This is a genomic window from Marinobacter salicampi (assembly GCF_011074795.1).
GTDB lineage: Bacteria > Pseudomonadota > Gammaproteobacteria > Pseudomonadales > Oleiphilaceae > Marinobacter > Marinobacter salicampi.
Genome location: NZ_JAAMPF010000009.1, coordinates 83708 through 103206 on the forward strand (window position 1 = coordinate 83708; position 19499 = coordinate 103206).

Here is a 19499-nt window from a genome sequence, read left to right on the forward strand (position 1 = left end):
TTTACTGCTGTCCGGTGCCTGCTACTGCCACACGCGGGGCACGTCCCATTAAACTTCGTTAACCATTTGGTAACGTAAATCCCTGTTGGGGCAAGGTTTTTAGTGACCCCATGGTTCCTGATCGGCCACAGTTTTCCATTGACCCAAATGCCTGAGGCAATGTCAGTCGGGTCAGTTATAAAGGGCAGCGGCGATCCGGACGGCCATGGATGTCCGCCGGTTGAAGTGAGATTTTCAGTGTGGACAATAATTGACGGCAGGCTGTTCAGGACTCATTGTAGAGCTCATCGATAATCCATAGAACCAGGTTGAGGGAGCAGCATGGGCGAGGAAAGTATCGGCTCTGAAGAAAACACAAACCGGAGAACCAGCCCGGCAGCTTTCTTTCGAGGATTCCTGCGTGAGCCCGGTCAGGTGGGCTCGGTCATTCCGAGTTCCCGATTCCTGGAGCGCCGGATCATCAATGCCTCAGGCCTCAGCCACGCCCGGCGGGTTGTGGAACTGGGTCCGGGCACCGGCGGCACAACCCAGGCCTTTCTCCGAAGCCTCGGTCCGAACGCGCATCTGCTTTCTATCGAGCTCAGCCCTTTTTTTCATGAGCTGCTCGGTGACATAACGGACCCACGCTTCACCAACCACCTGGGCAGTGCGGACGATCTGGCAGAGATTCTGGCATCGCACCAGCTGAGTCGACCAGATGTAATTATTTCCGGTATTCCCTTCTCAAAAATGCCGGAAGCCGTCGGCAACCGGGTGGTACATGCTGTGGAGGACAACCTTGCGGAGGGCGGTCGCTTTATTGCATATCAGTTCCGTAGTGACGTCGCGCGCATCACCGACCCGATCATGGGGCCTCACGAAAGCTGCACTCTGGAAATGCGCAACATTCCACCCATGCGGGTCTATCGCTGGTTTAAGGCCGGGGCTGGCTGAGTCCGAGGCGTTAATTGCCTCTGGGAAGACAGGGCAGGGGCGTGTTACGGTCATCTGAGCTCGGGGTTGGGCAGTCGGCTCACCATGAAATGGTGACGGTTTGTTTGCCCCACTCCCGGGCAGCCTCTACGTCTTTTCCCATGTAGATATCGATTTTGTTTTTCCAGCGCTTGTTCATCTTGTCCCTGACAACGTATGTGCCGGGCAAGCCTTCAATCGTCACTTTTGTGCCGTGCGTCAGACCGTCTTCAATCAGGTCCCTGGACACAGCGATTGCTTTCATTCCCGGTTTGAGCGTATCCCCCCATGCGGTGAGGGTGGGGTCGCCGGCTGTCTGGCTCTTCACGGAATTGTAGGCGGTCGCGGTAACTTCCCGCGGATGGGCGCTACCAAAGCTTGGCAAAATGAGGACAAGGACTAATGTCGAGAGTGTAAATCGCATAATTATCCTGCATCTTGGGAGTTGCCTGAATATACGCATACTCATTGTCCTCAGACGACCTGCCCGCAATCATTAATCAGTGCTTTATGCAGGCCGATGCCGTGAATGATCGGTTGCGAGTTCATTATTTTACACCGTTTTGCTACTGTTTAACCCGCCCAAAGCCGGGCCCGGAAGCGACTTCTGCGCCAGAGCAACGCCAGCCAGAGAGCATGGGCATTAATCAGTACCGCCAGTATCCACTCGAAGGCGTCGTCTTTCTGGCTGTAGAACTCCGGCGCCACGCCGTTGAGTATTACTGAGAGGATCCCTACCCCCAGGGCCAGCTGGCAAAGATTCAGCAACCTTGTGCCCGCGCGCTCCCAATGCGGGTGGCTGCGTAAGCCGGCGGTTACGAGCAGTTCGCAGATAAAGGTGAGTGAGAAGTAAAGCACCACGCCGATTCGGCGTATCAGGTTGAAACCGTCCCCCTCGTGTCCCAGCGCGAGGGTGTAGGCCCCCAGTGAAATGCTGGCCACCAGCCCCAGCCCGGGAATCCAGGCAACGCCTCTGGTATGAATGCCGAGCTGGCGTAGCCAGCGGCTGTTCAGCCACCAGAACAGGATGCCCAGCAGGGCGGCGGGCAGCATGGTGCCTTTGAAGATAAAATAAGAGGTACCGTAGCGGCCAGTGCGGCTGATGCTGGTGCAGCTGTCCCAATAGGGATTGCAGAATCCTATCTGCCCCTCCAGAACTGACACGGTAAAGGTAATATGAATTGTCAGCAGGGGGACAAGGCTTGCTGCGAGCGCGAGCCACCAGAGAGGGAAGGAGCGATGGTCTGCCATGGCTGAGGGGGCCTCCTGGAACTGAAAGCCGATCTGGAGTTTTATCCTATTTGATCATTCTCCCTATGGGGAAGGTCAATGAGTTTCCGCATGACGCGCTCTATAGCCACATACGTCATCGCCGGCACAATGATGTGTGCTATGTTTCTATGAGCTGCCGAGCGGTTCGTATGAAGTAAGAGCAGCCAGTTGGAAAACCATGGAGGTACTCTCTATGCGCATTGCAAAAGAGGATATACCTGTTCGGATTGATGTACCCGGCGCTAAAGCTCGCCAGCAGACTGGCTTTGGTGATGTGTCGGGCTACGGCAAGATGGGAGCCGAGTTCTTCTCATTTGGTGCCGGCACCGATATCACTGAGCTATTGCACGGGCTGGAGAACGACAGTTGCCAGAGCCCCCACTGGGGCTACGTGGTCGAAGGGGCGATCACGGCGTTATACAGTGATGGCAGCGAAGAAACGTCGCGACGCGGTGACCTGTTTTACTGGCCTCCCGGGCACAGTGTCAGAGCAGAAGAAAACACCGATATCGTGATGTTCAGCCCGCAGCACGAGCATGGCCTGGTTATTGACCATATCCGGCACCAGGTCAGCGGCTGAACACAGGTATTGGCACTAACGCTGCCATTGGGCTTCAGCTATCCCTGCAGAGAAGAGAAGGCAATCTTTCTTCCCTGCAGGTCCACGTATGAGCACTGCCCGACTATATCGGTAGCGGTTCGTGCTACTGCGGCTTTAATGTAAATCCAGCCAAAGCCTCGTCTTCCAACGCTGAAAAATCAACGCACTTGCCCGGTTCCAGCGTGTCTGGGTCCAGCCGGCACAGTCGCCAGTTGTCTGGTGTCGTTCGCGAGTTGGCCAGTGAAAGGAAAGGTACAGTCAGGGCATCTCGCGGCGCCCATTCGTACCATCCGTCCACAAGTCGGGCATGGGGCGCAGGATCAACGCCGGCGCCACTGCCTTTAACAAATGTTTTTTGCAGTGACAGCTGTTGGTTCTGGATACCCCAATGCTCGATCCACTGGGTTTTCTCTACCGAGTGTGTCCAGCTGAGGGAGAACAGTGCGCCCGCCAGGCAGGTGGCTGTTTTACCCGCCACCAGTACACAAAGGCTCATGCCGCGCGCATGTTGACGGGGGCGGAGCGCTTCATGCGCCAGACGAGCAGGAAGAAGGCCGCACTGAGGGCAAAGCCGATCTCGTCGGTGATGGGCAAGGCGGCAATAAGCGTGAAGGCGGCCAGCATCGACAGCACACGCATCCAGATGGGCAGTTTAATGCCTAGAAAACCGATCACTGCTGCGCCCCAGAGGCTGATGGCAAGCATGGTTTTGAAGACGATATAGATCACCGCCGGGAGGTAGCCAAAGGACTGGGCAAGCGGGCCTCCGTCCTGCAGCATCAGTGCCGGGGTATACACCGCCATGTACGGAATCACAAAGCCGGCGGCGGCAATCTTCACCGCTTCTATGGAAATGACCAGTCCCCGTTCCTTGGCAATGGGTGCCGCCGCGAAGCAGGCCAGCGCCACCGGCGGGGTCAGGTCAGCCAGAATGCCGAAATAGAACACGAACATGTGGCTGACAATCAACGGCACACCCAACTGCTCAAGGGCAGGGCCGGCAATACTGGAAGTGATGATGTAGTTGGGGATGGTCGGAATCCCCATGCCCAGGAGCAGGCAGGTGACCATCGTCAACACCAGGGACAGGAACAGGTTGTTTTCGCCGACGGCGACCACGAACTGGCCGAAGGTGTTGGCGGCACCGGTCAGCGTCATGGTGCCGATGATGATACCCACCATCGCGCAGGCCACGCCCACCGGGAGGGCGGCTTTGGCGCCGTTTGCCAGTGAATCACGGCAGGTGGCCAGGGTTTCACGTCCGCCTTTGCGGAAGGCGTTGATGACGATCAGGGCAAGAATGGCACTGGCGATCACCCAGATACCGAATTGCAGGAAAGCCGCGCATACCAGGCCGAGGCCAATCCAGAACAGCACCCGGATAACCCTGCCAGGCAGGCCAATGGCAATGGACGCCCCCAGAATAAGCACCACGGTAAACGCAAGGCCGACCGTACCCGCAAACAGCGGGGTGTAACCGCCGATAAGGAGCCAGACCAGGGCAATCAGCGGAATGACCAGGTACCACTGTTTTTTCAAGGCTTTCAGGGGCGAAGGCAGGTCTTTTTTGTCCATGCCCACCAGGCCGCGCTTGCCGGCTTCAAGATGCACCATCCAGAAGGCGCCAAAGAAGTAGAGAACCGCCGGAATGATCGCCGCTTTGACGATTTCCGAATAGGGTACGTTCAGGGTTTCGGCCATGATGAAGGCGACTGCGCCCATCACCGGTGGCATCAGCTGGCCCCCCATGGACGAGGTGGCTTCGACGCCACCGGCAAACGCGGGCTTGTAGCCGAACTGTTTCATCAGCGGAATGGTGAATTGCCCCGTGGTCACCACGTTGGCTACACCGGAGCCGGAGATGGTGCCCATCAGGGAGGACGACACCACAGCCACCTTGGCGGCGCCACCCTTCGCGTGCCCCACCAGGCCAAGGGCGAAGTCGGTGAACAGCTGGATCATGCCGGCTTTTTCAAGAAAAGCGCCAAACAGGATGAACAGGAAAATGTAGGTGGCCGACACGTAGGTCGGAATGCCGTAGATGCCCTCGGTGCCATAGGCCATGTGTTCAATGACCTGGTGGAAGTCATAGCCACGGTGATCAAGGGGCGCCGGTAGATATTGCCCAAACAGGCAGTAGGCGAAAAAAGTGCCGCAGATAATGGGCAGGGCCGGTCCCATCAGTTGCCAGGTGGCCACGAACACGGTGGCGATGGCAACGATACCCAGAACAATATCAAGTTCGGTCGGGTCGCCGGCCCGAAGCAGCAGGGGCTCATATTCAAGCCACTGGTATCCGGCAACCAGCACGGCGGCGAGCGCCAGGCTCCAGGCGATCACTTTGAACATTGCCGATCTGTGGATCGCGATCAGCGGGAAGGTCAGCAGCAGCAGAAAGCCCACGTGAAAGGCCCGCTGAATCTGGCTGGGGAAATCAACCAGGTGGGCAGCGGTGGCAATCTGGAACGCAGAGAAAGTAACTGCGATCCAGAACAGCAGACGACCCTCAAAGGAGTAGGTGAAGCCAGCAGTAGTAGCATCCTGGAATTCAGCTCCGGCGTCTAAAGACCCGGTTTCGGATTTGGTGGACATAGACTGGAGCCCGAAAAAGACAACGATAACTCTGGAAGTTCAGAGCCGCACCCCGACAGGGTGCGGCCTGGTAGACCATTCAAATGTTAATCGAGCAGCCCTTTTTCCTGGTAGAACTTCTCTGCGCCCGGATGCAGTGGTACAGGCATGCCCTGTAGTGCGTTCTCAAGCTTGATGGCTTCTGCGGCTTTATGGGCTGAGCGAAGGGCCGACAGGTTTTCCCAGAGCAGCTTGGTCATCTGGTAGGCCGTTTCATCGGAGACATCTGAATGGGTAACCAGAAAATTCACCACGGCAGCGGTGGGCACGTCTTCGTCCTGCCCGTCGTAGGTGCCCGCCGGAATGGTACCGGCAACGTAGGGAGCCCCCAGCTTGGCAACGATTTCTTCAGGCACGGCCACCACGTTGATATCCATGGCTGTGGACAGGTCTTTGAGGGACGCCACGCCCAGGCCGGCTGACTGCAGAGTGGCGTCCAGCTGGCGGTTCTTCATCAGTTCGACGGACTCGGCGTAGGGCAGGTACTCTGTCTTGCCCAGATCGTCATAGCTCATGCCGGCGGCATCCAGAATGGCCCGGGCGTTCAGTTCGGTTCCGGATTTTGGCGCACCCACTGACAGACCTTTGCCTTTGAGCTGTTCAAGGGTGGTGATGCCGGATTCCTCTGAGGCAACTATCTGCACGTAGTTGGGGTAAATGGCGGCAATACCACGCAGTTTATCCAGTGGTTGTTTGAAGCCTGCCTCTTCGTTGCCTTCCCAGGCTAGTTTCACCGAGTCACCCAGCGCTATGCCCAGCTCGCCCCGGCCCTGCTGCAGCAGGTTCAGGTTTTCCACCGACGCCTTGGTAGCCTGCACCTGTGTGCGGGCATCGGGAATATTGTCGCCATAGACTTTGGATAGCGCCACGCCGATCGGGTAGTAAACACCAGACGTTCCACCGGTCAGGATATTGATGAACTCTGCATTGGCTGAGGTTGCTGGCAAGGCCAGTAGGGTAAAGGCGGCTGTCAGTACTGCGGTTCTTGCTTTACGGAGCACCATGTTGATCATCCTTGTGACACATATTTATTTTTGTATTTTGGTTGCCTATTGAATATCAGCGAGAACCTTCGAAGTTGCAAGAAATTGAGCCTGATTCCGTGCTAGACCAATGGCCAATAGAGCCCGGTTTCATGGTCGCCTAAACCCAGAATGCTCGCCGTCAGTGACCACGATGACTTTGACTCTTTCCTTGGTGGCGCTGCGCAGCAGGTAATCCATGTGCTCCCGGTCAGGCCAGGACACAAACAGGCCGCGATGGTTGCGGTAGATATTGGAGAACTCTTCACAGGCATCGCCCACGGTGGGGGTGTAGATGATCGGAAGCATTTCCTCCAGATGATCTTCTAGGAGGTAGTAGAACAGGGTTTCGTTGTCGTCCTGAATCGCCCGCAGTGTGATGTGTCGATCCAGGTCGGTCCGGCATAACTGGTACTGCTTATACGCCCGCTCCGCCTGCTCCTCGATGCTTTCCACGTTCTGGGGCAGCAGTCCGATAAGGTTGAAGTCCACGCGCTCCTGCTGGGAAAAGGCACTGCCCTTATTGAGTAGCGGCATCTCCAGCAGGGTTGGGCCGGCGTAGGGGATGTATAGGGGGCGTTTCTCCCTGTAGTTCATGATTACCTCGTATCCGGAGAAGGTCAGGTTTTTTCTTTATGTTTTTGATCCTCAGATACTTCAGTTGCCTCGCGCCCGGCGTCATCCAGGTCGGCCCACGGTTCGCGTGGAGATTCTGTTCTGTCTCCGGCCCGGGCTGCATAATCTTCATACTGCAGTGCACGGGTCAGCCCGAAAGCCATAATCAGTATTATGACGGAGAACGGCAACGCGGCCATAATTACAGCGGCCTGCAAGGTTTCGAGACCACCGGCAACGAGCAGGACCACGGTCATCAGCGTCAGAATGAGCCCCCATATTATGCGATGTACGGTTGGCGGGTTCGGGTCGCCACCCGAGAGAATGGTGTTGATTACGAGAGTTCCAGCATTTGCTGAGGTCACGAGATAGGTCGCGATCAGAATTACCAGTCCCATAGTGACCACCTGACCAATCGGACCCAACCCCATCGATTCGATGGTCACAAACAACGCCCGCGCTTCGTCCTCGGATACGGCAGCGATAATGCCGCCATCTCCGAATAGCTCCTGATACAGTGCGGTACCGCCGAACAAACCGATCCAGATGATCGTAATGCCTGTTGGCACCAGCAATACGCCCATGACAAATTCCCGAAACGTACGACCACGGGAAACCCTGGCGATGAACATTCCGACAAACGGTGCCCAAGCCAGCCACCAGCCCCAGAAAAATACTGTCCACTCCGATTGCCAGCCGTCGTCCCGGGTGGCATTGGTATGAAACGTCATTTGCACCAGGTTTTGCATGTAATAGCCGGCAGACTCGAGAGTGATCGCAAACAGGTACTGGGTCGGGCCGAAAATCAGGATAAAAAGGAGGATCACAATGCTCAGCCAGAAATTCAGCTGTGAAAGAGCTCGCACTCCCCGCTGCAGTCCAGAAACGACAGAAACAGTTGCGACCCCCATGATGGCGACGGCTACTGCAACTTGTATTGGCAGGGTCTGTTGGAGGCCGAGCACCTCTTCCAGGCCGGAATTCATTTGGCGCACCCCAAGACCCAAAGTCGTGGCAATGCCAAAAACCGTCGCAAAGGTAGCCAACACGTCCACCACATCGCCCAACCACCAGCGTGTGCGAGTCCCTAAAACGGGGTTGAGTCCTGATCGGATGGTCAGCGGTTGATTCCTGCGGTACGCAAAGAAGGCGAGTACCACAGCAACAAAGGAGAAAACCGCCCAACCATTCAGCCCCCAATGGAAATACGTGAGGCTCATGGCTACTCTGGCGGCTTGCGGGGTCAGGCCCGCTTCAAATGGGTTGTGCTCAAACTGAAGAATTGGCTGGGCCACCGCCCAGAACAGGATGCCTACTCCAGTCCCGGCGGCGAACAACATCGCAACCCACGAAAAAAATGCAAACTCCGGCTGCTCGTCGTCCCTGCCCAACCTCACGTTTTTATATCGGCCGGTACCCAGCCAGATCATGAACATCAACAAAAACGCGACAACGAAGACGTAGTACCATTCCAGAAACGGATTGAGAAAAGTTCGAGCGCTGCCAAGTACTTGGGACACATCTTTTGTGAACAGGCTTCCCAGGGCCAGAACGGTCATGATTAAAACCATAGCCGCTATTGTTACTCTGGCGTTCATTCCTTTCAGGATGCCAGAATTGGCCTGATTGAATGCCATGGGTGAGCCTCGTGCTTCGATCTCGCTGGCCACCTGCCCGTGTGGTGAAACAGGTGGCCGTCAGTACACTAATCCGGACGACCAGCGCGGCCTGCAGCTGCTGCGGCTCCAAGGCCCAGAAGCGAGGCTATGAAAAGCCACCACGCGGCCGACGAAACGGCACTCTGGATATCATCCACTGTGTCGGTCAGACGCTCCTGCAAATCGGAAATCGTCTGGCGAAGGGTCTCTACCGCAGAATCGAATGCGTTCTTCACTTCGTCAATGATCGCCTGGGTCTGGGTATCGTTGATGCCTAGTCGCGTCTGCAGGGCATTTCTGGCCTCGTCGATATCCTCCTTGTTGATGACCGCATTCTCTCCTTCAATCAGCTGGTCCAGCAGGCGGTTCACCTCTTCCTCGAAAGAGGCAGGTTTCGCGGCGATGTCCGACAGCGTTGAGGTGAGGAGAGATCGTGCGCGCTTCATCTCCTGCTCACTAATCACCTCCCGGAAAGCCTCACGGGCCTCGGAGCGCAATCGGGAGGGTGTCACGCCTGCGTTTTCGAGTACTTGCTGGAGCTCAGGTGGCAGATTCTCCATTGAGATCGTGTCGGCGATCTCAGATAGGTCCGGCAGCGCAATGTCATCGGGTATGATCGCCTGAACCGCGGTACCGGTGGTTTTTGCAGTTTGGGCAACAAGCGCTGTGGACGAACTGATCGCCGACGTCCCGGCGCTCAAGCCTCCGAACGCCACGATGAGAGTGGTCAGAGCCCAGACCGCCGCACCCGCAAGCATGGCAGCGTTGGTATCGGCCGGGAACATAAACCTCGCTGCGGTATACCCTCCGGCAGCAAGGGAAATGATTTGCGTGATGATGAGGTAGATAGCTGCGCCGAACCCAAGGCCTTCTCCGATCGCCTCAAGGCTTGCGACGCCGATAGCAAGACCGAGAAGGGTGAACAACACCATTAGACCCAGTGCCACGATCGTGCCGGAAATAATCGCGGTCAACGTGGGCCGGTTCGCGTTATATGGTTCGGCGTGAAGGGTAGTGTCTGTCATGTGAAACCTCATTTGCAGTGGATCAGGAAAATGTGATGCGCTATTCGGACAACATCAATCCATGGATAACTGCTTAAATATCAGGAATCTAAAGCGCTAGCGCGGAGCGTCAATTCTGTCCGTGAGCGGTTTGGGCAATAAGTGAATGTCGGATTCCAAGCCAATCATGATCAGGCTGTGTCTTGCCTGCCGAAAAAGCCGAGTGCGTTGGCGGGGAATGATACGCTGCGCCTAAGATGGCGGAATGCCTGCTGCCGCATTCTATGCGCTCGCAGGCGTCATCAAGGTGCTTGACTACGGGGTGGCCAATGTTGGTCATGAGCGCTCCTTGCCCGTTCTGGTTTCGCCACCAGTGTGCTACAACGATTGGCGTGCAAAAAGTATAGGCACCCAACTGTCCGGACTTCAAGCGGATTCACCTAAGCACACGGATTTGAATGTAGGGATCGGGGCTTAGGTCTCCGGTCCAGCTTCAGTCGGGCCTTTTTTTAAACAGATCTTTCCCGACCCAGGCTTGCAGCTTTTTGCAGTTATAGGACCATTAGGATCCAGCCAGAGGGCCGCGACCATGGTCAGAGTCGGTTAGTTACCGATAACGAGGCAACTTTGGCCGCCTACCGTTACTCGCTTACAACCGTAACCGGCCCGTTGGCGTGCCGAATCACCTTTTCGCTGATACTGCCCAGAGTCAGTCTGCGTACCCCCGAATGGCCTCGCCTTCCCATAACCATATGGGTTCCTGGGTGGGCTTCAAGATATTCGATAATCTCATGGGCGGGGTCACCCTGGAGCAGGACCTCTTCAGTAGGGTCGGCTATCCCGCTGACCGTTTCTCTCGCGGCATCGAATATTCTGCGCCCATAGACCTTTTGTTCCTCCTCAATGTCGGCGGGCCAGACCCCACTGATAACCAGTCTCTCCACTTTCGTGTGCGGAAATACGGTCAGGAGCTTGAGTGGGTTACCGGTGGCTTTCGCAAGCTCGGCTGCCATTTTTGCCGCATGTAATGACTGGTCTGAACCATCGCAGGCGACCACGATGGATGAAGTAGCGTTGGCCATGATCCTTCTCCCTTCCTTTTTGGGTATAGGACCAACCTAACACCGATACGGGACCTGTATGGTTGACTCAGGTCATACCGACACAGTTTCCCTTTCTTATACAGAAACAAGAGACTGAAAAAGTGGAGCTTGCCGGCCAGCCAGGAAAATATCTTTCAGGTTGACCAGATACTGGCAATAACATATATTTAGCATGCATGTTAAAACTATGAGGAACTTCAATGCCACTTTCATTCGTAAACATATTCAGAAAAGAAGAAGCAGAAGCTGAATCCAGCGCAGCGCAAGCTGTTGATTCAAAAGAGAGCGTAGAGGCGAGGCAGGAAGAGGCTCAAAAAAAGGGTAAACATGGAGAAGACGTCTGCTGTGGCGGTTGCTCGTAATCCTGGCAGCCATCTGCCCAACTGGTCGGGTCTCGAATCTTAAACCCCGGAGTACTGGTCCGGGGTTTAAAATTTCAGGGAGACATATACCTTCGGAATAACGGCTACATCGCAGTTGTAACGTATTTCAATACCTCCACCACCTGCTCCGGCGTCTGTGCCCACGCCATGGCGGCCGCATCCACTTCCTTGAGCGGGTGCACAATATCCTCGTTATGCAGGGTTATGTAGGGCGTACCCATCGCCGCACAATAGCCGGCATCGAAGGCCGCATTCCACTGTTTGTACTTGTCCCCGAAGCGAATGACCGCCAGGTCACACTGTTCAAGCATGGTCTTGGTGCGGATGCTGTTCACCTTGGAGGACTGGTGATCACGCCAGAAAGGCAGGTCAGGTTTGCCCAGAACGTCGCCGGCGGCATCGCTGGCCTCGTGATTGGTAATCGGTGCCGTAAACTCCACCGGCAAACCGGCGGCTTCTGCCCCAGCCTGAATCTGTTCACGCCAGTCAGTATGGATTTCACCGGATAGATAGATGGTCCAGATCATGTCGGTCTCCTTGGTCTGAAACAGAATTGTCATCGCAAAGGCCAGTAAGCGGCCCGGGAAAATGAAGACAGCATTATACGTGAGCCGGACTTAATGTCTGGCATCCAGTCCGGGTAGGGGGTAAAAAGAACAAAAGGATCCGCAACCGGAGGCAAACATGGTCAACCCCATAAACAACCCATCGGGCCTTTCATCTGCCCCCTCGATTCATCAGAGTACTGAAGACGGTATCACCACCCTGACACTCAATGAACCGGAACGCCGCAACAGCCTGTCCATGGCCATGCTGGAGGCTTTGTCTGAGGTTCTGGAGACGGTCGCCAACGACGGCGTGACGCGTGTGATCATTCTTGGCGCCACAGGCAAGGTGTTTTGTGCCGGCCACGACCTGAAGGAAATACAGAGCCAGTTTGACCAGAAAGCAGCGCTTCAGAAGCTCTTTGAGCTCTGCAGTAAAGTCATGCAGCAGATCGTGCAGCTACCGCAACCGGTCATTGCCAGGGCTTCCGGTGTGGCCACGGCGGCAGGCTGCCAGCTGATCGCGAGCTGTGATCTGGCGGTTGCCTCAGAGGCTGCCAGGTTTGCGACACCCGGTGTCAACATAGGGTTATTCTGCTCGACCCCGATGGTGGCCCTATCCCGCAATGTGTCCCGCAAGCACGCCATGGAAATGCTGTTAACCGGCGAAATGATCAGCGCCCGGCGTGCGGAACAGATCGGGCTGGTCAACCGGGTGGTTGCCGAGGAAGACCTCGACCAGACCATACACAAAATGGCTGCCACCATAGCCGCCAAGTCCAGCCATACGCTCAGAATCGGCAAAGAGGCCTTCTACCGGCAATTGGAAATGGATCTGGCCGAAGCTTACGAGTACACCTCCAAGGTCATGGCAACCAATTTGGGAACCGACGATGCACAGGAGGGTATCTGTGCGTTTCTGGATAAGCGTGAGCCTGAGTGGCGGGACAGGTAGTTGTTCAACGATGTTCTGGTATCGCTCCGTGAAAGCTGGAAACAATCCATTGGACGAATTTGGTCGTTAGATATGTTGATGATTGAATTTTCAGCAAATCGACGCGAGGACTGCTTATGGCCACTATTATCGCCGGCCGTTTTGAAAAGCAGCAGAGAGCGGATGAACTGATCCGGGCATTCACATGTCCGAGGCATGACTAATAGTCTTGCAGTCGCGAATGTCAGGGCAGGTAATTGTGCTTTTTTGGATAGACCTGAGCCTGAGGTGACATGTCGTTAGTCATTAGGCCCAGAGAGCTGTCCAGACCATCACTCAAATGCACTGGACTCCTCGCCGGTCACAGCCAGCGAGGAGTCCAGTCAGCTTACAGGGAACGTCAGTTACATGACCCGGCTTCGTAGAAGCCTTCTGAGGTTTCCTTTACCCAGGTATAGGTTCCTGAAAGCGCGCCCAGAGTGTTGTCGCCTCCAGTGGTGTAATAACCGAGCGCGTAGTAGGCCCGCCCAGAAATGTCGTGGTTGAGGTTGGTGTCGTTCCAGTTCTGGCAGGTGAAATCACCGCTACCGCCGTCCCCATCACCGTCGCCATCACCGTCGCCATTGTCGCCACCGCCGGAGGCACTGCAAGCAGCAGGCTCGCTGGCATACCACAGCCCAGGCTCGCCTTCATGCAGCGTGACACTGCTCCAGGTGTCGAAGGAGCCGCCAATATCAATCTCATCGCCAGAGGTCAGCGCCCTCAAAGTGTATGAGCCACCAGCATAGGCGCGGTCTGCCGAGATGTGGCCACTCGGAGAAGCCGTTGCCTGCTCACAGGTTTCGATAGGGGCATTGGGGTCGACCACTTCCACTGTCCGATCCTTTGTCGTGGTATTCGTGTCGCTATCGGTGGCGAGGTAAGTGCAGGAGTAAGAACCAGTGGCTGAAGTATCCACCTCGCTGCAATTGGCGTTTACGGTAAGGGAGCCGTCCTCGGCGTCCTCAGCTGTAGCCCCCGGGTCTGTGAAAGTGGTGTGGATGTTAATGGTCATAGGGTTATCGCCGATCAGTGTGATCACCGGAAAGCCCTGTGGTTCCGCACCATCGCGGCTGTTGCGACTGAAGAAATCCCAAATGATGTCAGGGTAGCTTGGGCCCGTTTTGACCGACCATTTGCCGTTGTTACCCTCTTCGCCGCCCACCCAGTAGTGACCATGGTTGGTGTCCTGGGTGTTGGGGGTGGCTAGGGGGCCGTCGAGGTAAACCGTTTCCACCAGGGACCGGCCGCCCAGGGTTCCGTCCTCGGTATAGCGGGTGTGCTGGCAGCTGTAATTGTTCTGGTAGAAGGGTGCACAGGCGGTAGCGGAGGCCTTGGCTTCGGCAGGAGTGTCAAAGGCCGGATCGTTGAAAACCATCAGGTGAGCATCGCGGGTATTGTCAGCGGCAGTTTTGATTACAGTGCAGTCGTTCTTGTTCTGCAGGATCATGATGGGGATGGGATAGGTGTCATCCAGCTCGTTTTGCATGTCTGATGCTACCTGCGCAACGCTGTGAAAAGTGGCGCTCCCAGGGCATTGACCGGACAATGAGACTGATGCCGCATCTTCACTATAGGGCAGTCCCGCTGCAGGTGCTGCGGCTGCCCAGTATTCATTGTGTGCGACTGCCGCCACGGTGGCCATAGCGCCCCCGGAAGATAAACCGGTGATAAACCGGCGGTTAGAGTCGATGCTGAAATTGCCTTCTACGGCCTGTGCTATCTGGTGCAAGTCCTCCACTTCGCCTGCCCCTTCATGGCGATGGTGATCAAACCAGAAACCCCAGCAGTTCTCGTTCCTCAGCCCGTCGTAACTGGTGATAAACGGTGCCACCAGAATGAATCCGTAGTTGTCGGCTGCGGCAGTGAGGCCCCAGTCGTTCAGAACGTCGTCGTTGGTCAGTTTGCACCCATGCAGAGCCATTACCATCGGCGCTGGACGGGTGAGATTGTCCGGCACATAGACCTTGTAATTTCGGGCACGGGATTGGTTGTAGTCCTGTTGAGGAAGGGTGTAGGAGTATGTTTGACCGGCAGTCACCGGTGCTGATGAGATCATCAGAAGAGCTGACAGGGCAAGCGTGATCAGCGCGAATTGCCCTTGCGTTGGAATGGACGAAAAGCTCATTTTTGCAGGTTCCTTTTATTGGATTTGTTTTCCGGCAAACCTAAATGAGCAGGTAACGTGCCAAGTTGTTAAGTAATTGATTTTTATAAAGTAGAGTCAGTGCTTCACCAAGAGAGGCGTCTGGGTTTCTGGACAGTCGTCCGGGAAGCAGGACAAATCCGGGAAGCAGGCCAATGTCGGGAAGGCGGCGGAAAAGTTCGTTTTATATGGGCGGATATTTGCTCATGACTCGCTCTAATGCCGCCACACACTTCCTGAACGCATCCCGAGAAAAGTGGCTGTGATCGCCAGAATATTCCGCCACAACAAGCCCACCACCGGATTCAACCATGCCGCACTCAATCATCAGATTGTCGCAGAGTTCAAAGTCTTCAATGGTGTGGCCAAGTTTGTCCTGATGTGATGATCCGGCGCGCTCACGGTAGGGTCGGCTGTCCATAGTGAAGCCGAAAGCCGGTTTGCCCCGACCGATCATATAACCCACTTCGAAAACGGTGCCGGGATCTGCGCTAATGCCCCGGAAAGGCGTCAGGTTCGCGATTATGGCATCGCAGCTGTCCATCAGGTCCCGGTTTGCCCGGTAGATCCGGAAGCCGCGGTCTGGCTTCAGCTCGTTTTCAGCAAACACCAGATCGGTATCCAGCGGGTCCACTCCTTCAAAGCCATGTTCGCTGAGTATGCGTTTTTTCTCGCTTACAATGGCCTGGTGGTTCTGTGCAGGAAAGAAAACTTCGGGACCGGCGAGGTAAATGCGCTTTTGTTGTGTCATTAATTTTCCTTCTCACTATATAACCCATGCAGACAGCATGCTAAAACGTCTGGCCCGCGCGAGCCATGTTTCTTGAGCGCACGAGTTTGAAGAGAGAAAATCCATGATTATTTGCGGAGTTGAATTGACCGGCAGTGATGCGGTGGTGTGTTTGCTGAACCTGGATCGTGGCCAGTTCAACCTGCCCGAATGCAAGGTCCGCAAGCTGACCCTGAACAAGAACCATACCCGGGAGGACCTGAAACAGTTCCAGTCGGCCTTTGCTGAACTGATGGTCGAGTACGGGGTAACCAGTGTTGCGATCAAGGAGCGGATGCCAAAAGGCAAGTTTGCCGGCGGCGCCATCAGCTTCAAGATGGAGGCAGCCATTCAACTGATTGATGGTATTGAACTGGAGGTAAGGGTGCTGCCGCCGGCGCTGATCAAGTCCACGCTGGCTGCCGATCCTCTGCCGATTCCTTTTGCCGCGACCGGGCTGAAGGCCTTTCAGGAAATTGCGTTTATTGCCGCCTATGTGGGGCACATGGCTAAATAAAGCCCCGATTTGATACAGCCAAGGCTCCCCTGTATTTGTCCGTACTTGGTTTAGCGAACAGTAATCCTCATTAACCGTTTATTGATAACCGGAGGATGTTTTTATGGCTGCTTCAGAAAAGACTGATCAAACCCACGATTCTGCGCCTGAGCGTCGGGACCGCAAATTCGCTGTCTCCGCAAACAGGGGCAGGGCCAGCCATAAAGTTCGTTATGTGGAAGCTGGCGGCGCGACCGTGGATACCGAAGACTGCACGTTTTGCCAGTCAGTTCCGGAGCCATCCGGTGGGCAGGAGAAAGGGAAGCCGGAGAGTAAAGACTAGGCGCTCTATAAAGACCGCCTGTAGTGCTATTGCTCTGGAGCAGCCCTCTCTGCACCAGTCTTAAGCCCCTGTCTCCGCCAATATCGGCTGGTTTGTGCGATATTGCCCGAATCCTCGTGAGTCTCTTCTTAAAACCTCGCCAACCGTATTTTTAACCTTGCGGGCTCGTAATAAACGAATAAAATGCCGCCAACTAAGCATCGGAAGCTCAGTATCAGCTCGGATTCGCCAGTCATTTGACGTGGTCGCAATTTCTACGAGCGAGATAGTGCAAACAAGGATGTGTCCCCAGAGTTACTTTACGACACTTCCCGTCAGTTGAATCTGCTTAGCCGGTTTTTATACGGACGTACATTTGCTGCGTCCGGTTTCTCAAGAACACGCTGCTCTAATCAGGCAGCCTGAAAAGCGGTGACAGCGGGGGACCCTGCCGCACCGTGCTATCGATAAGGGCGCGGGAGCCCGATTAAAACAAGGAGTGTTGCCATGAAAGGAATTCAGAAAAAGCGCATACGCGGTCAGGGAATGACCGAGTACATCATCATCGTTGCTCTCATTGCCGTTGCTGCCATCGGTGTTTACCGCCTCTTCGGCGATACAGTACGCCAGCAAATGGCCGGCCTGGCGCAGGAAATGTCCGGTAAAAGTGGCAAAACCGCGTCGGACAATGCCATCAAGTCGGCGGCCGACGCCCAGTCCAAGGCACTTACCAAGAAAGACCTTTCGAACTATTACAAAGATAACCAGAACTAGGTTCTGAGTCGGGGCGGGACCCAGGGCCCGTCCCGTTTTCCCTCAGGGCTCTGTTTGATCATTGCTAAGACACCTACTCCGGAGGCTTTACGCCAATGAACAGAAAACTCGGACTTTTTGCTTTGTTGATGTCCTGGGGCCAATTGAGTTTAGCGGCGCCTTATGGTGAGTGGGGGCTAATGGGGTGGGCTGATACTGAAGGAATACCTATGAATGAGGTCCAGCCTGGGATGGCGATGCCGGATGAGAGCGAAGTGGGTTTCCCTGCTTATCCAGGTGCCAAGGTAATGTTTGTCGTTCCCCTTAGTCCTGAAATCTGTTCCGTTGCATTAAGAACGCCCGCACCTGTCAACGCAGTCTGCGATTTTTATGAAAGTAAATTTAAAGCTGCTGACGGCTATACCGTTCGGTCAAGAGACGAGGAGTCTTGTCTTTATTCTACGGACGAGATCAATCACATCGGAGGCATCGTAAGTCTAAGCCCGGACCCGATTTATTCATCAAAAAACGGAGACACTCTCGTAGGCATAGACTTTCACCCTAAGGGTAATTTTGCCTGTCCTATTGACGAATAATTACCACCTATAAGAGCGAAGCTCAGCCGATTTATTGGTTAGGTCAGGGCGATCTACAAGGAATGTAGGAAATGGAATCACCGCGGAACCAGTGGCTTATATGTAATGCGGGAGATCAACGAGGACATGTCGCTGTATACAGCCTTGCCATATTGATAGTAATGATTTTGGCATCAGGCTATATCTTTAATTCCGGACAGGTCGCTAATGAAAAAACGCGTCTACAGAATACCGTAGATGCAGTGACCTTTAGCGTTGCGGCAGTTGAGGCCAAGGATCTGAATTTCAAGGCTTATACTAATAGGGCTATGGTCGCGAATCAGGTTGCCATTGCTCAGACGGTTAGTCTTGTCTCCTGGGCCCGTTTCACACAGCGTTACTCTGAAAACATCACAAGGGCGCTTTCGTGGATTCCCTATGCAGGAGCGATCTTCGCATCGGTAGGCTCTGGAATTAAAAGCTTAATGCAAGCTCTTGAACGCATTATTTCCTTGTTGACCACTGGGTTAAATGGTCTGGAACAGATGTTAAGTGCTTCCCAATCGGTATTTCATGCTGGAACCCTAGCACTTATTAACGATACGTATAAAAACGTTGTCAAAATGAACGACAAGGATGTCGACCTTTCCTTGGGTTTTAAAGATGCAGTATTTCTTAAGTCTCTTCGTGACAGCCACGGAATGTTTACACGTCAATACAAGCCTCGAAAGGTCGATAAGAAGAGATCTGCTTTTAAAAGTTACGGCATCCATAAACAACGTATGGATGAATTCCGAGAAGTAATTCTTAACTCCCGTGACGGCTTCTCCACCAATCGTTCCTACACCTACTGGGGCGAGATGTGGTTACCACTACCTGGCAAGTTCGGGTCCAAATTCAGAATAGATAAGGCCGGAGGCACTGAGTTGCTGGCGCCAAAATACAGTGGTGATCCGAATTATTATACATGGGCAGCCATGGATACCCTGTCCGTTCATCGGGGAAAAGGGAAGCTTAAAAGGAGTGGCTGGAAGCTCAAACTTAAATACAAATTCAAGGAGCTCTTCCCGGTGGGTTGGGGCGCGGCTCAGACAGGAAAACGCCTCAACTTCGCGAGCTTTCAGGGCAGTAACTTCGGTTCAACCTGGAAGACAAACCGAATCGCGTCCAAATTTGCCGTTGGTGAGTTTGGGGCCGCGAGACAGGTAGGAACCTTCAGCGGTTTGCAGCCTTTTTATGATATTCGGCAAGACGGCCTTCTCACTGAGGCGCCGGGCGTCACGTTGCTCCTCGCCAAACCCCACAAAAAAGGCAAGATCAACACGCTCAAGCACACCAGTGTTGGTGAAAACTCGAGCCGACTGAACCTGGAAGAGAAAGGCGGCATGTTGAACGGGCGTCTCGCCAGTATTGGCCGAGCAGTGCCTTATTTCTCCCGACCGGATGATGTGAGTGTGTTCAAGCGAAAAGATCGGTTCCGGGAGTACGGCAATCTCTACAACCCCTTCTGGCAGCCTAAGCTTGAGCCGGTCAGAGATAAGGGCAAGATTCTGCGTCTGGCCGCGACGCTCCTGTAGCCCGGCCGAGGGGCCGGGTGCGAGTTATGGAAGGGCGTCGATGGAACGGCGCTGGAGGAAGTTACCGGTAGATTTGCCGGGGGAAGCAGGGAAGCGTGCATGA

20 protein-coding genes and 1 pseudogene are annotated in these 19499 nt (G+C 54.8%); 9 read left to right on the top strand and 12 right to left on the bottom strand.

Features of this window, described 5'->3' with window-relative positions; translation table 11 throughout:
- The first annotated feature begins 321 nt into the window (after nucleotides 1–321).
- Nucleotides 322–933 (top strand): class I SAM-dependent methyltransferase, encoded by a 612-nt coding sequence (locus G7W63_RS04050; protein WP_166253513.1) that lies wholly within the window; start codon nucleotides 322–324, stop codon nucleotides 931–933.
- A 79-nt stretch (nucleotides 934–1012) separates the two neighbouring features.
- Here the strand turns inward: G7W63_RS04050 and G7W63_RS04055 are convergent, their stop codons facing one another.
- Both G7W63_RS04055 and G7W63_RS04060 read right to left on the bottom strand, forming a co-directional pair.
- Nucleotides 1013–1375: a 3D domain-containing protein gene (locus G7W63_RS04055; protein ID WP_242634310.1), complete on the bottom strand. Its 363-nt coding sequence runs from the start codon at nucleotides 1373–1375 to the stop codon at nucleotides 1013–1015.
- Between the two features lie 149 nt (nucleotides 1376–1524).
- Entirely contained in the window at nucleotides 1525–2202 is a 678-nt protein-coding gene (locus tag G7W63_RS04060; RefSeq protein WP_166253519.1) for a hypothetical protein, read from the bottom strand.
- Nucleotides 2203–2416: 214 nt separating this feature from the next.
- On the opposite strand from G7W63_RS04060, the gene G7W63_RS04065 reads away from it, so the two are divergent.
- Nucleotides 2417–2803, top strand: coding sequence for a cupin domain-containing protein (locus tag G7W63_RS04065; RefSeq protein WP_166253522.1), 387 nt, complete (start codon nucleotides 2417–2419; stop codon nucleotides 2801–2803).
- A gap of 124 nt (nucleotides 2804–2927) precedes the next feature.
- Here G7W63_RS04065 and G7W63_RS04070 read toward each other — a convergent pair whose 3' ends face one another.
- The 7 genes and pseudogenes from G7W63_RS04070 to G7W63_RS04100 form a co-directional block, all read right to left on the bottom strand.
- The gene (locus G7W63_RS04070) at nucleotides 2928–3320 is read right to left on the bottom strand and encodes a DUF1850 domain-containing protein (RefSeq protein ID WP_166253525.1); all 393 of its coding nucleotides are present in this window, start codon (nucleotides 3318–3320) and stop codon (nucleotides 2928–2930) included.
- Nucleotides 3317–5416, bottom strand: coding sequence for a TRAP transporter permease (locus tag G7W63_RS04075; protein ID WP_166253527.1), 2100 nt, complete (start codon nucleotides 5414–5416; stop codon nucleotides 3317–3319). The genes G7W63_RS04070 and G7W63_RS04075 overlap by 4 nt, the downstream gene beginning before the upstream one ends.
- A gap of 86 nt (nucleotides 5417–5502) precedes the next feature.
- Nucleotides 5503–6459, bottom strand: coding sequence for a TAXI family TRAP transporter solute-binding subunit (locus tag G7W63_RS04080; protein ID WP_166253530.1), 957 nt, complete (start codon nucleotides 6457–6459; stop codon nucleotides 5503–5505).
- A 122-nt stretch (nucleotides 6460–6581) separates the two neighbouring features.
- A pseudogene (locus G7W63_RS04085) lies at nucleotides 6582–7074 on the bottom strand (NAD-dependent malic enzyme); the annotation flags it as partial.
- Between the two features lie 23 nt (nucleotides 7075–7097).
- The gene (locus G7W63_RS04090) at nucleotides 7098–8729 is read right to left on the bottom strand and encodes a BCCT family transporter (protein ID WP_166253533.1); all 1632 of its coding nucleotides are present in this window, start codon (nucleotides 8727–8729) and stop codon (nucleotides 7098–7100) included.
- Between the two features lie 68 nt (nucleotides 8730–8797).
- Nucleotides 8798–9775 carry an apolipoprotein A1/A4/E family protein gene (locus tag G7W63_RS04095; protein WP_166253535.1) on the bottom strand — a complete coding sequence of 326 codons (978 nt, stop codon included), beginning with the start codon at nucleotides 9773–9775 and terminating at the stop codon, nucleotides 8798–8800.
- A gap of 620 nt (nucleotides 9776–10395) precedes the next feature.
- Nucleotides 10396–10836, bottom strand: coding sequence for a universal stress protein (locus G7W63_RS04100; protein WP_166253538.1), 441 nt, complete (start codon nucleotides 10834–10836; stop codon nucleotides 10396–10398).
- A 221-nt stretch (nucleotides 10837–11057) separates the two neighbouring features.
- Between G7W63_RS04100 and G7W63_RS04105 the strand changes: the two genes are divergently transcribed.
- Entirely contained in the window at nucleotides 11058–11219 is a 162-nt protein-coding gene (locus tag G7W63_RS04105; protein ID WP_166253541.1) for a CCGSCS motif protein, read from the top strand.
- Between the two features lie 104 nt (nucleotides 11220–11323).
- Here the strand turns inward: G7W63_RS04105 and G7W63_RS04110 are convergent, their stop codons facing one another.
- Nucleotides 11324–11767: a YtoQ family protein gene (locus G7W63_RS04110; protein WP_166253543.1), complete on the bottom strand. Its 444-nt coding sequence runs from the start codon at nucleotides 11765–11767 to the stop codon at nucleotides 11324–11326.
- Nucleotides 11768–11924: 157 nt separating this feature from the next.
- Between G7W63_RS04110 and G7W63_RS04115 the strand changes: the two genes are divergently transcribed.
- The gene (locus tag G7W63_RS04115; protein ID WP_166253546.1) at nucleotides 11925–12740 is read left to right on the top strand and encodes an enoyl-CoA hydratase; all 816 of its coding nucleotides are present in this window, start codon (nucleotides 11925–11927) and stop codon (nucleotides 12738–12740) included.
- Between the two features lie 379 nt (nucleotides 12741–13119).
- Here the strand turns inward: G7W63_RS04115 and G7W63_RS04120 are convergent, their stop codons facing one another.
- The gene (locus G7W63_RS04120) at nucleotides 13120–14886 is read right to left on the bottom strand and encodes an extracellular catalytic domain type 1 short-chain-length polyhydroxyalkanoate depolymerase (RefSeq protein ID WP_166253549.1); all 1767 of its coding nucleotides are present in this window, start codon (nucleotides 14884–14886) and stop codon (nucleotides 13120–13122) included.
- A gap of 202 nt (nucleotides 14887–15088) precedes the next feature.
- Complete coding sequence (locus G7W63_RS04125) at nucleotides 15089–15655, bottom strand: nucleoside 2-deoxyribosyltransferase (RefSeq protein WP_166253552.1); 567 nt, start codon at nucleotides 15653–15655, stop codon at nucleotides 15089–15091.
- A 103-nt stretch (nucleotides 15656–15758) separates the two neighbouring features.
- On the opposite strand from G7W63_RS04125, the gene G7W63_RS04130 reads away from it, so the two are divergent.
- The 5 genes from G7W63_RS04130 (at nucleotide 15759) to G7W63_RS04150 (ending at nucleotide 19396) form a co-directional block, all read left to right on the top strand.
- A complete protein-coding gene (locus G7W63_RS04130; protein ID WP_166253555.1) occupies nucleotides 15759–16190 on the top strand; it encodes a DUF3010 family protein in 432 nt (143 codons plus the stop codon).
- Between the two features lie 103 nt (nucleotides 16191–16293).
- A complete protein-coding gene (locus G7W63_RS04135; protein ID WP_166253558.1) occupies nucleotides 16294–16512 on the top strand; it encodes a hypothetical protein in 219 nt (72 codons plus the stop codon).
- 486 nt (nucleotides 16513–16998) lie between these two features.
- Nucleotides 16999–17265, top strand: a complete 267-nt coding sequence (locus G7W63_RS04140) for a Flp family type IVb pilin (protein WP_166253561.1) — start codon at nucleotides 16999–17001, stop codon at nucleotides 17263–17265.
- A gap of 95 nt (nucleotides 17266–17360) precedes the next feature.
- A complete protein-coding gene (locus tag G7W63_RS04145; RefSeq protein WP_166253564.1) occupies nucleotides 17361–17840 on the top strand; it encodes a hypothetical protein in 480 nt (159 codons plus the stop codon).
- Between the two features lie 71 nt (nucleotides 17841–17911).
- Nucleotides 17912–19396 carry a TadE/TadG family type IV pilus assembly protein gene (locus G7W63_RS04150; RefSeq protein WP_166253567.1) on the top strand — a complete coding sequence of 495 codons (1485 nt, stop codon included), beginning with the start codon at nucleotides 17912–17914 and terminating at the stop codon, nucleotides 19394–19396.
- Nucleotides 19397–19499: the final 103 nt, after the last annotated feature.

Excerpts from the sequence above, each read along its gene's own strand:
- G7W63_RS04050 (WP_166253513.1), top strand. The coding sequence starts at position 322 with ATGGGCGAGGAAAGTATCGGCTCTGAAGAAAACACAAACCGGAGAACC.
- G7W63_RS04055 (WP_242634310.1), bottom strand. The coding sequence starts at position 1,375 with ATGCGATTTACACTCTCGACATTAGTCCTTGTCCTCATTTTGCCAAGC.
- G7W63_RS04060 (WP_166253519.1), bottom strand. The coding sequence starts at position 2,202 with ATGGCAGACCATCGCTCCTTCCCTCTCTGGTGGCTCGCGCTCGCAGCA.
- G7W63_RS04065 (WP_166253522.1), top strand. The coding sequence starts at position 2,417 with ATGCGCATTGCAAAAGAGGATATACCTGTTCGGATTGATGTACCCGGC.
- G7W63_RS04070 (WP_166253525.1), bottom strand. The coding sequence starts at position 3,320 with ATGAGCCTTTGTGTACTGGTGGCGGGTAAAACAGCCACCTGCCTGGCG.
- G7W63_RS04075 (WP_166253527.1), bottom strand. The coding sequence starts at position 5,416 with ATGTCCACCAAATCCGAAACCGGGTCTTTAGACGCCGGAGCTGAATTC.
- G7W63_RS04080 (WP_166253530.1), bottom strand. The coding sequence starts at position 6,459 with ATGGTGCTCCGTAAAGCAAGAACCGCAGTACTGACAGCCGCCTTTACC.
- G7W63_RS04090 (WP_166253533.1), bottom strand. The coding sequence starts at position 8,729 with ATGGCATTCAATCAGGCCAATTCTGGCATCCTGAAAGGAATGAACGCC.
- G7W63_RS04095 (WP_166253535.1), bottom strand. The coding sequence starts at position 9,775 with ATGACAGACACTACCCTTCACGCCGAACCATATAACGCGAACCGGCCC.
- G7W63_RS04100 (WP_166253538.1), bottom strand. The coding sequence starts at position 10,836 with ATGGCCAACGCTACTTCATCCATCGTGGTCGCCTGCGATGGTTCAGAC.
- G7W63_RS04105 (WP_166253541.1), top strand. The coding sequence starts at position 11,058 with ATGCCACTTTCATTCGTAAACATATTCAGAAAAGAAGAAGCAGAAGCT.
- G7W63_RS04110 (WP_166253543.1), bottom strand. The coding sequence starts at position 11,767 with ATGATCTGGACCATCTATCTATCCGGTGAAATCCATACTGACTGGCGT.
- G7W63_RS04115 (WP_166253546.1), top strand. The coding sequence starts at position 11,925 with ATGGTCAACCCCATAAACAACCCATCGGGCCTTTCATCTGCCCCCTCG.
- G7W63_RS04120 (WP_166253549.1), bottom strand. The coding sequence starts at position 14,886 with ATGAGCTTTTCGTCCATTCCAACGCAAGGGCAATTCGCGCTGATCACG.
- G7W63_RS04125 (WP_166253552.1), bottom strand. The coding sequence starts at position 15,655 with ATGACACAACAAAAGCGCATTTACCTCGCCGGTCCCGAAGTTTTCTTT.
- G7W63_RS04130 (WP_166253555.1), top strand. The coding sequence starts at position 15,759 with ATGATTATTTGCGGAGTTGAATTGACCGGCAGTGATGCGGTGGTGTGT.
- G7W63_RS04135 (WP_166253558.1), top strand. The coding sequence starts at position 16,294 with ATGGCTGCTTCAGAAAAGACTGATCAAACCCACGATTCTGCGCCTGAG.
- G7W63_RS04140 (WP_166253561.1), top strand. The coding sequence starts at position 16,999 with ATGAAAGGAATTCAGAAAAAGCGCATACGCGGTCAGGGAATGACCGAG.
- G7W63_RS04145 (WP_166253564.1), top strand. The coding sequence starts at position 17,361 with ATGAACAGAAAACTCGGACTTTTTGCTTTGTTGATGTCCTGGGGCCAA.
- G7W63_RS04150 (WP_166253567.1), top strand. The coding sequence starts at position 17,912 with ATGGAATCACCGCGGAACCAGTGGCTTATATGTAATGCGGGAGATCAA.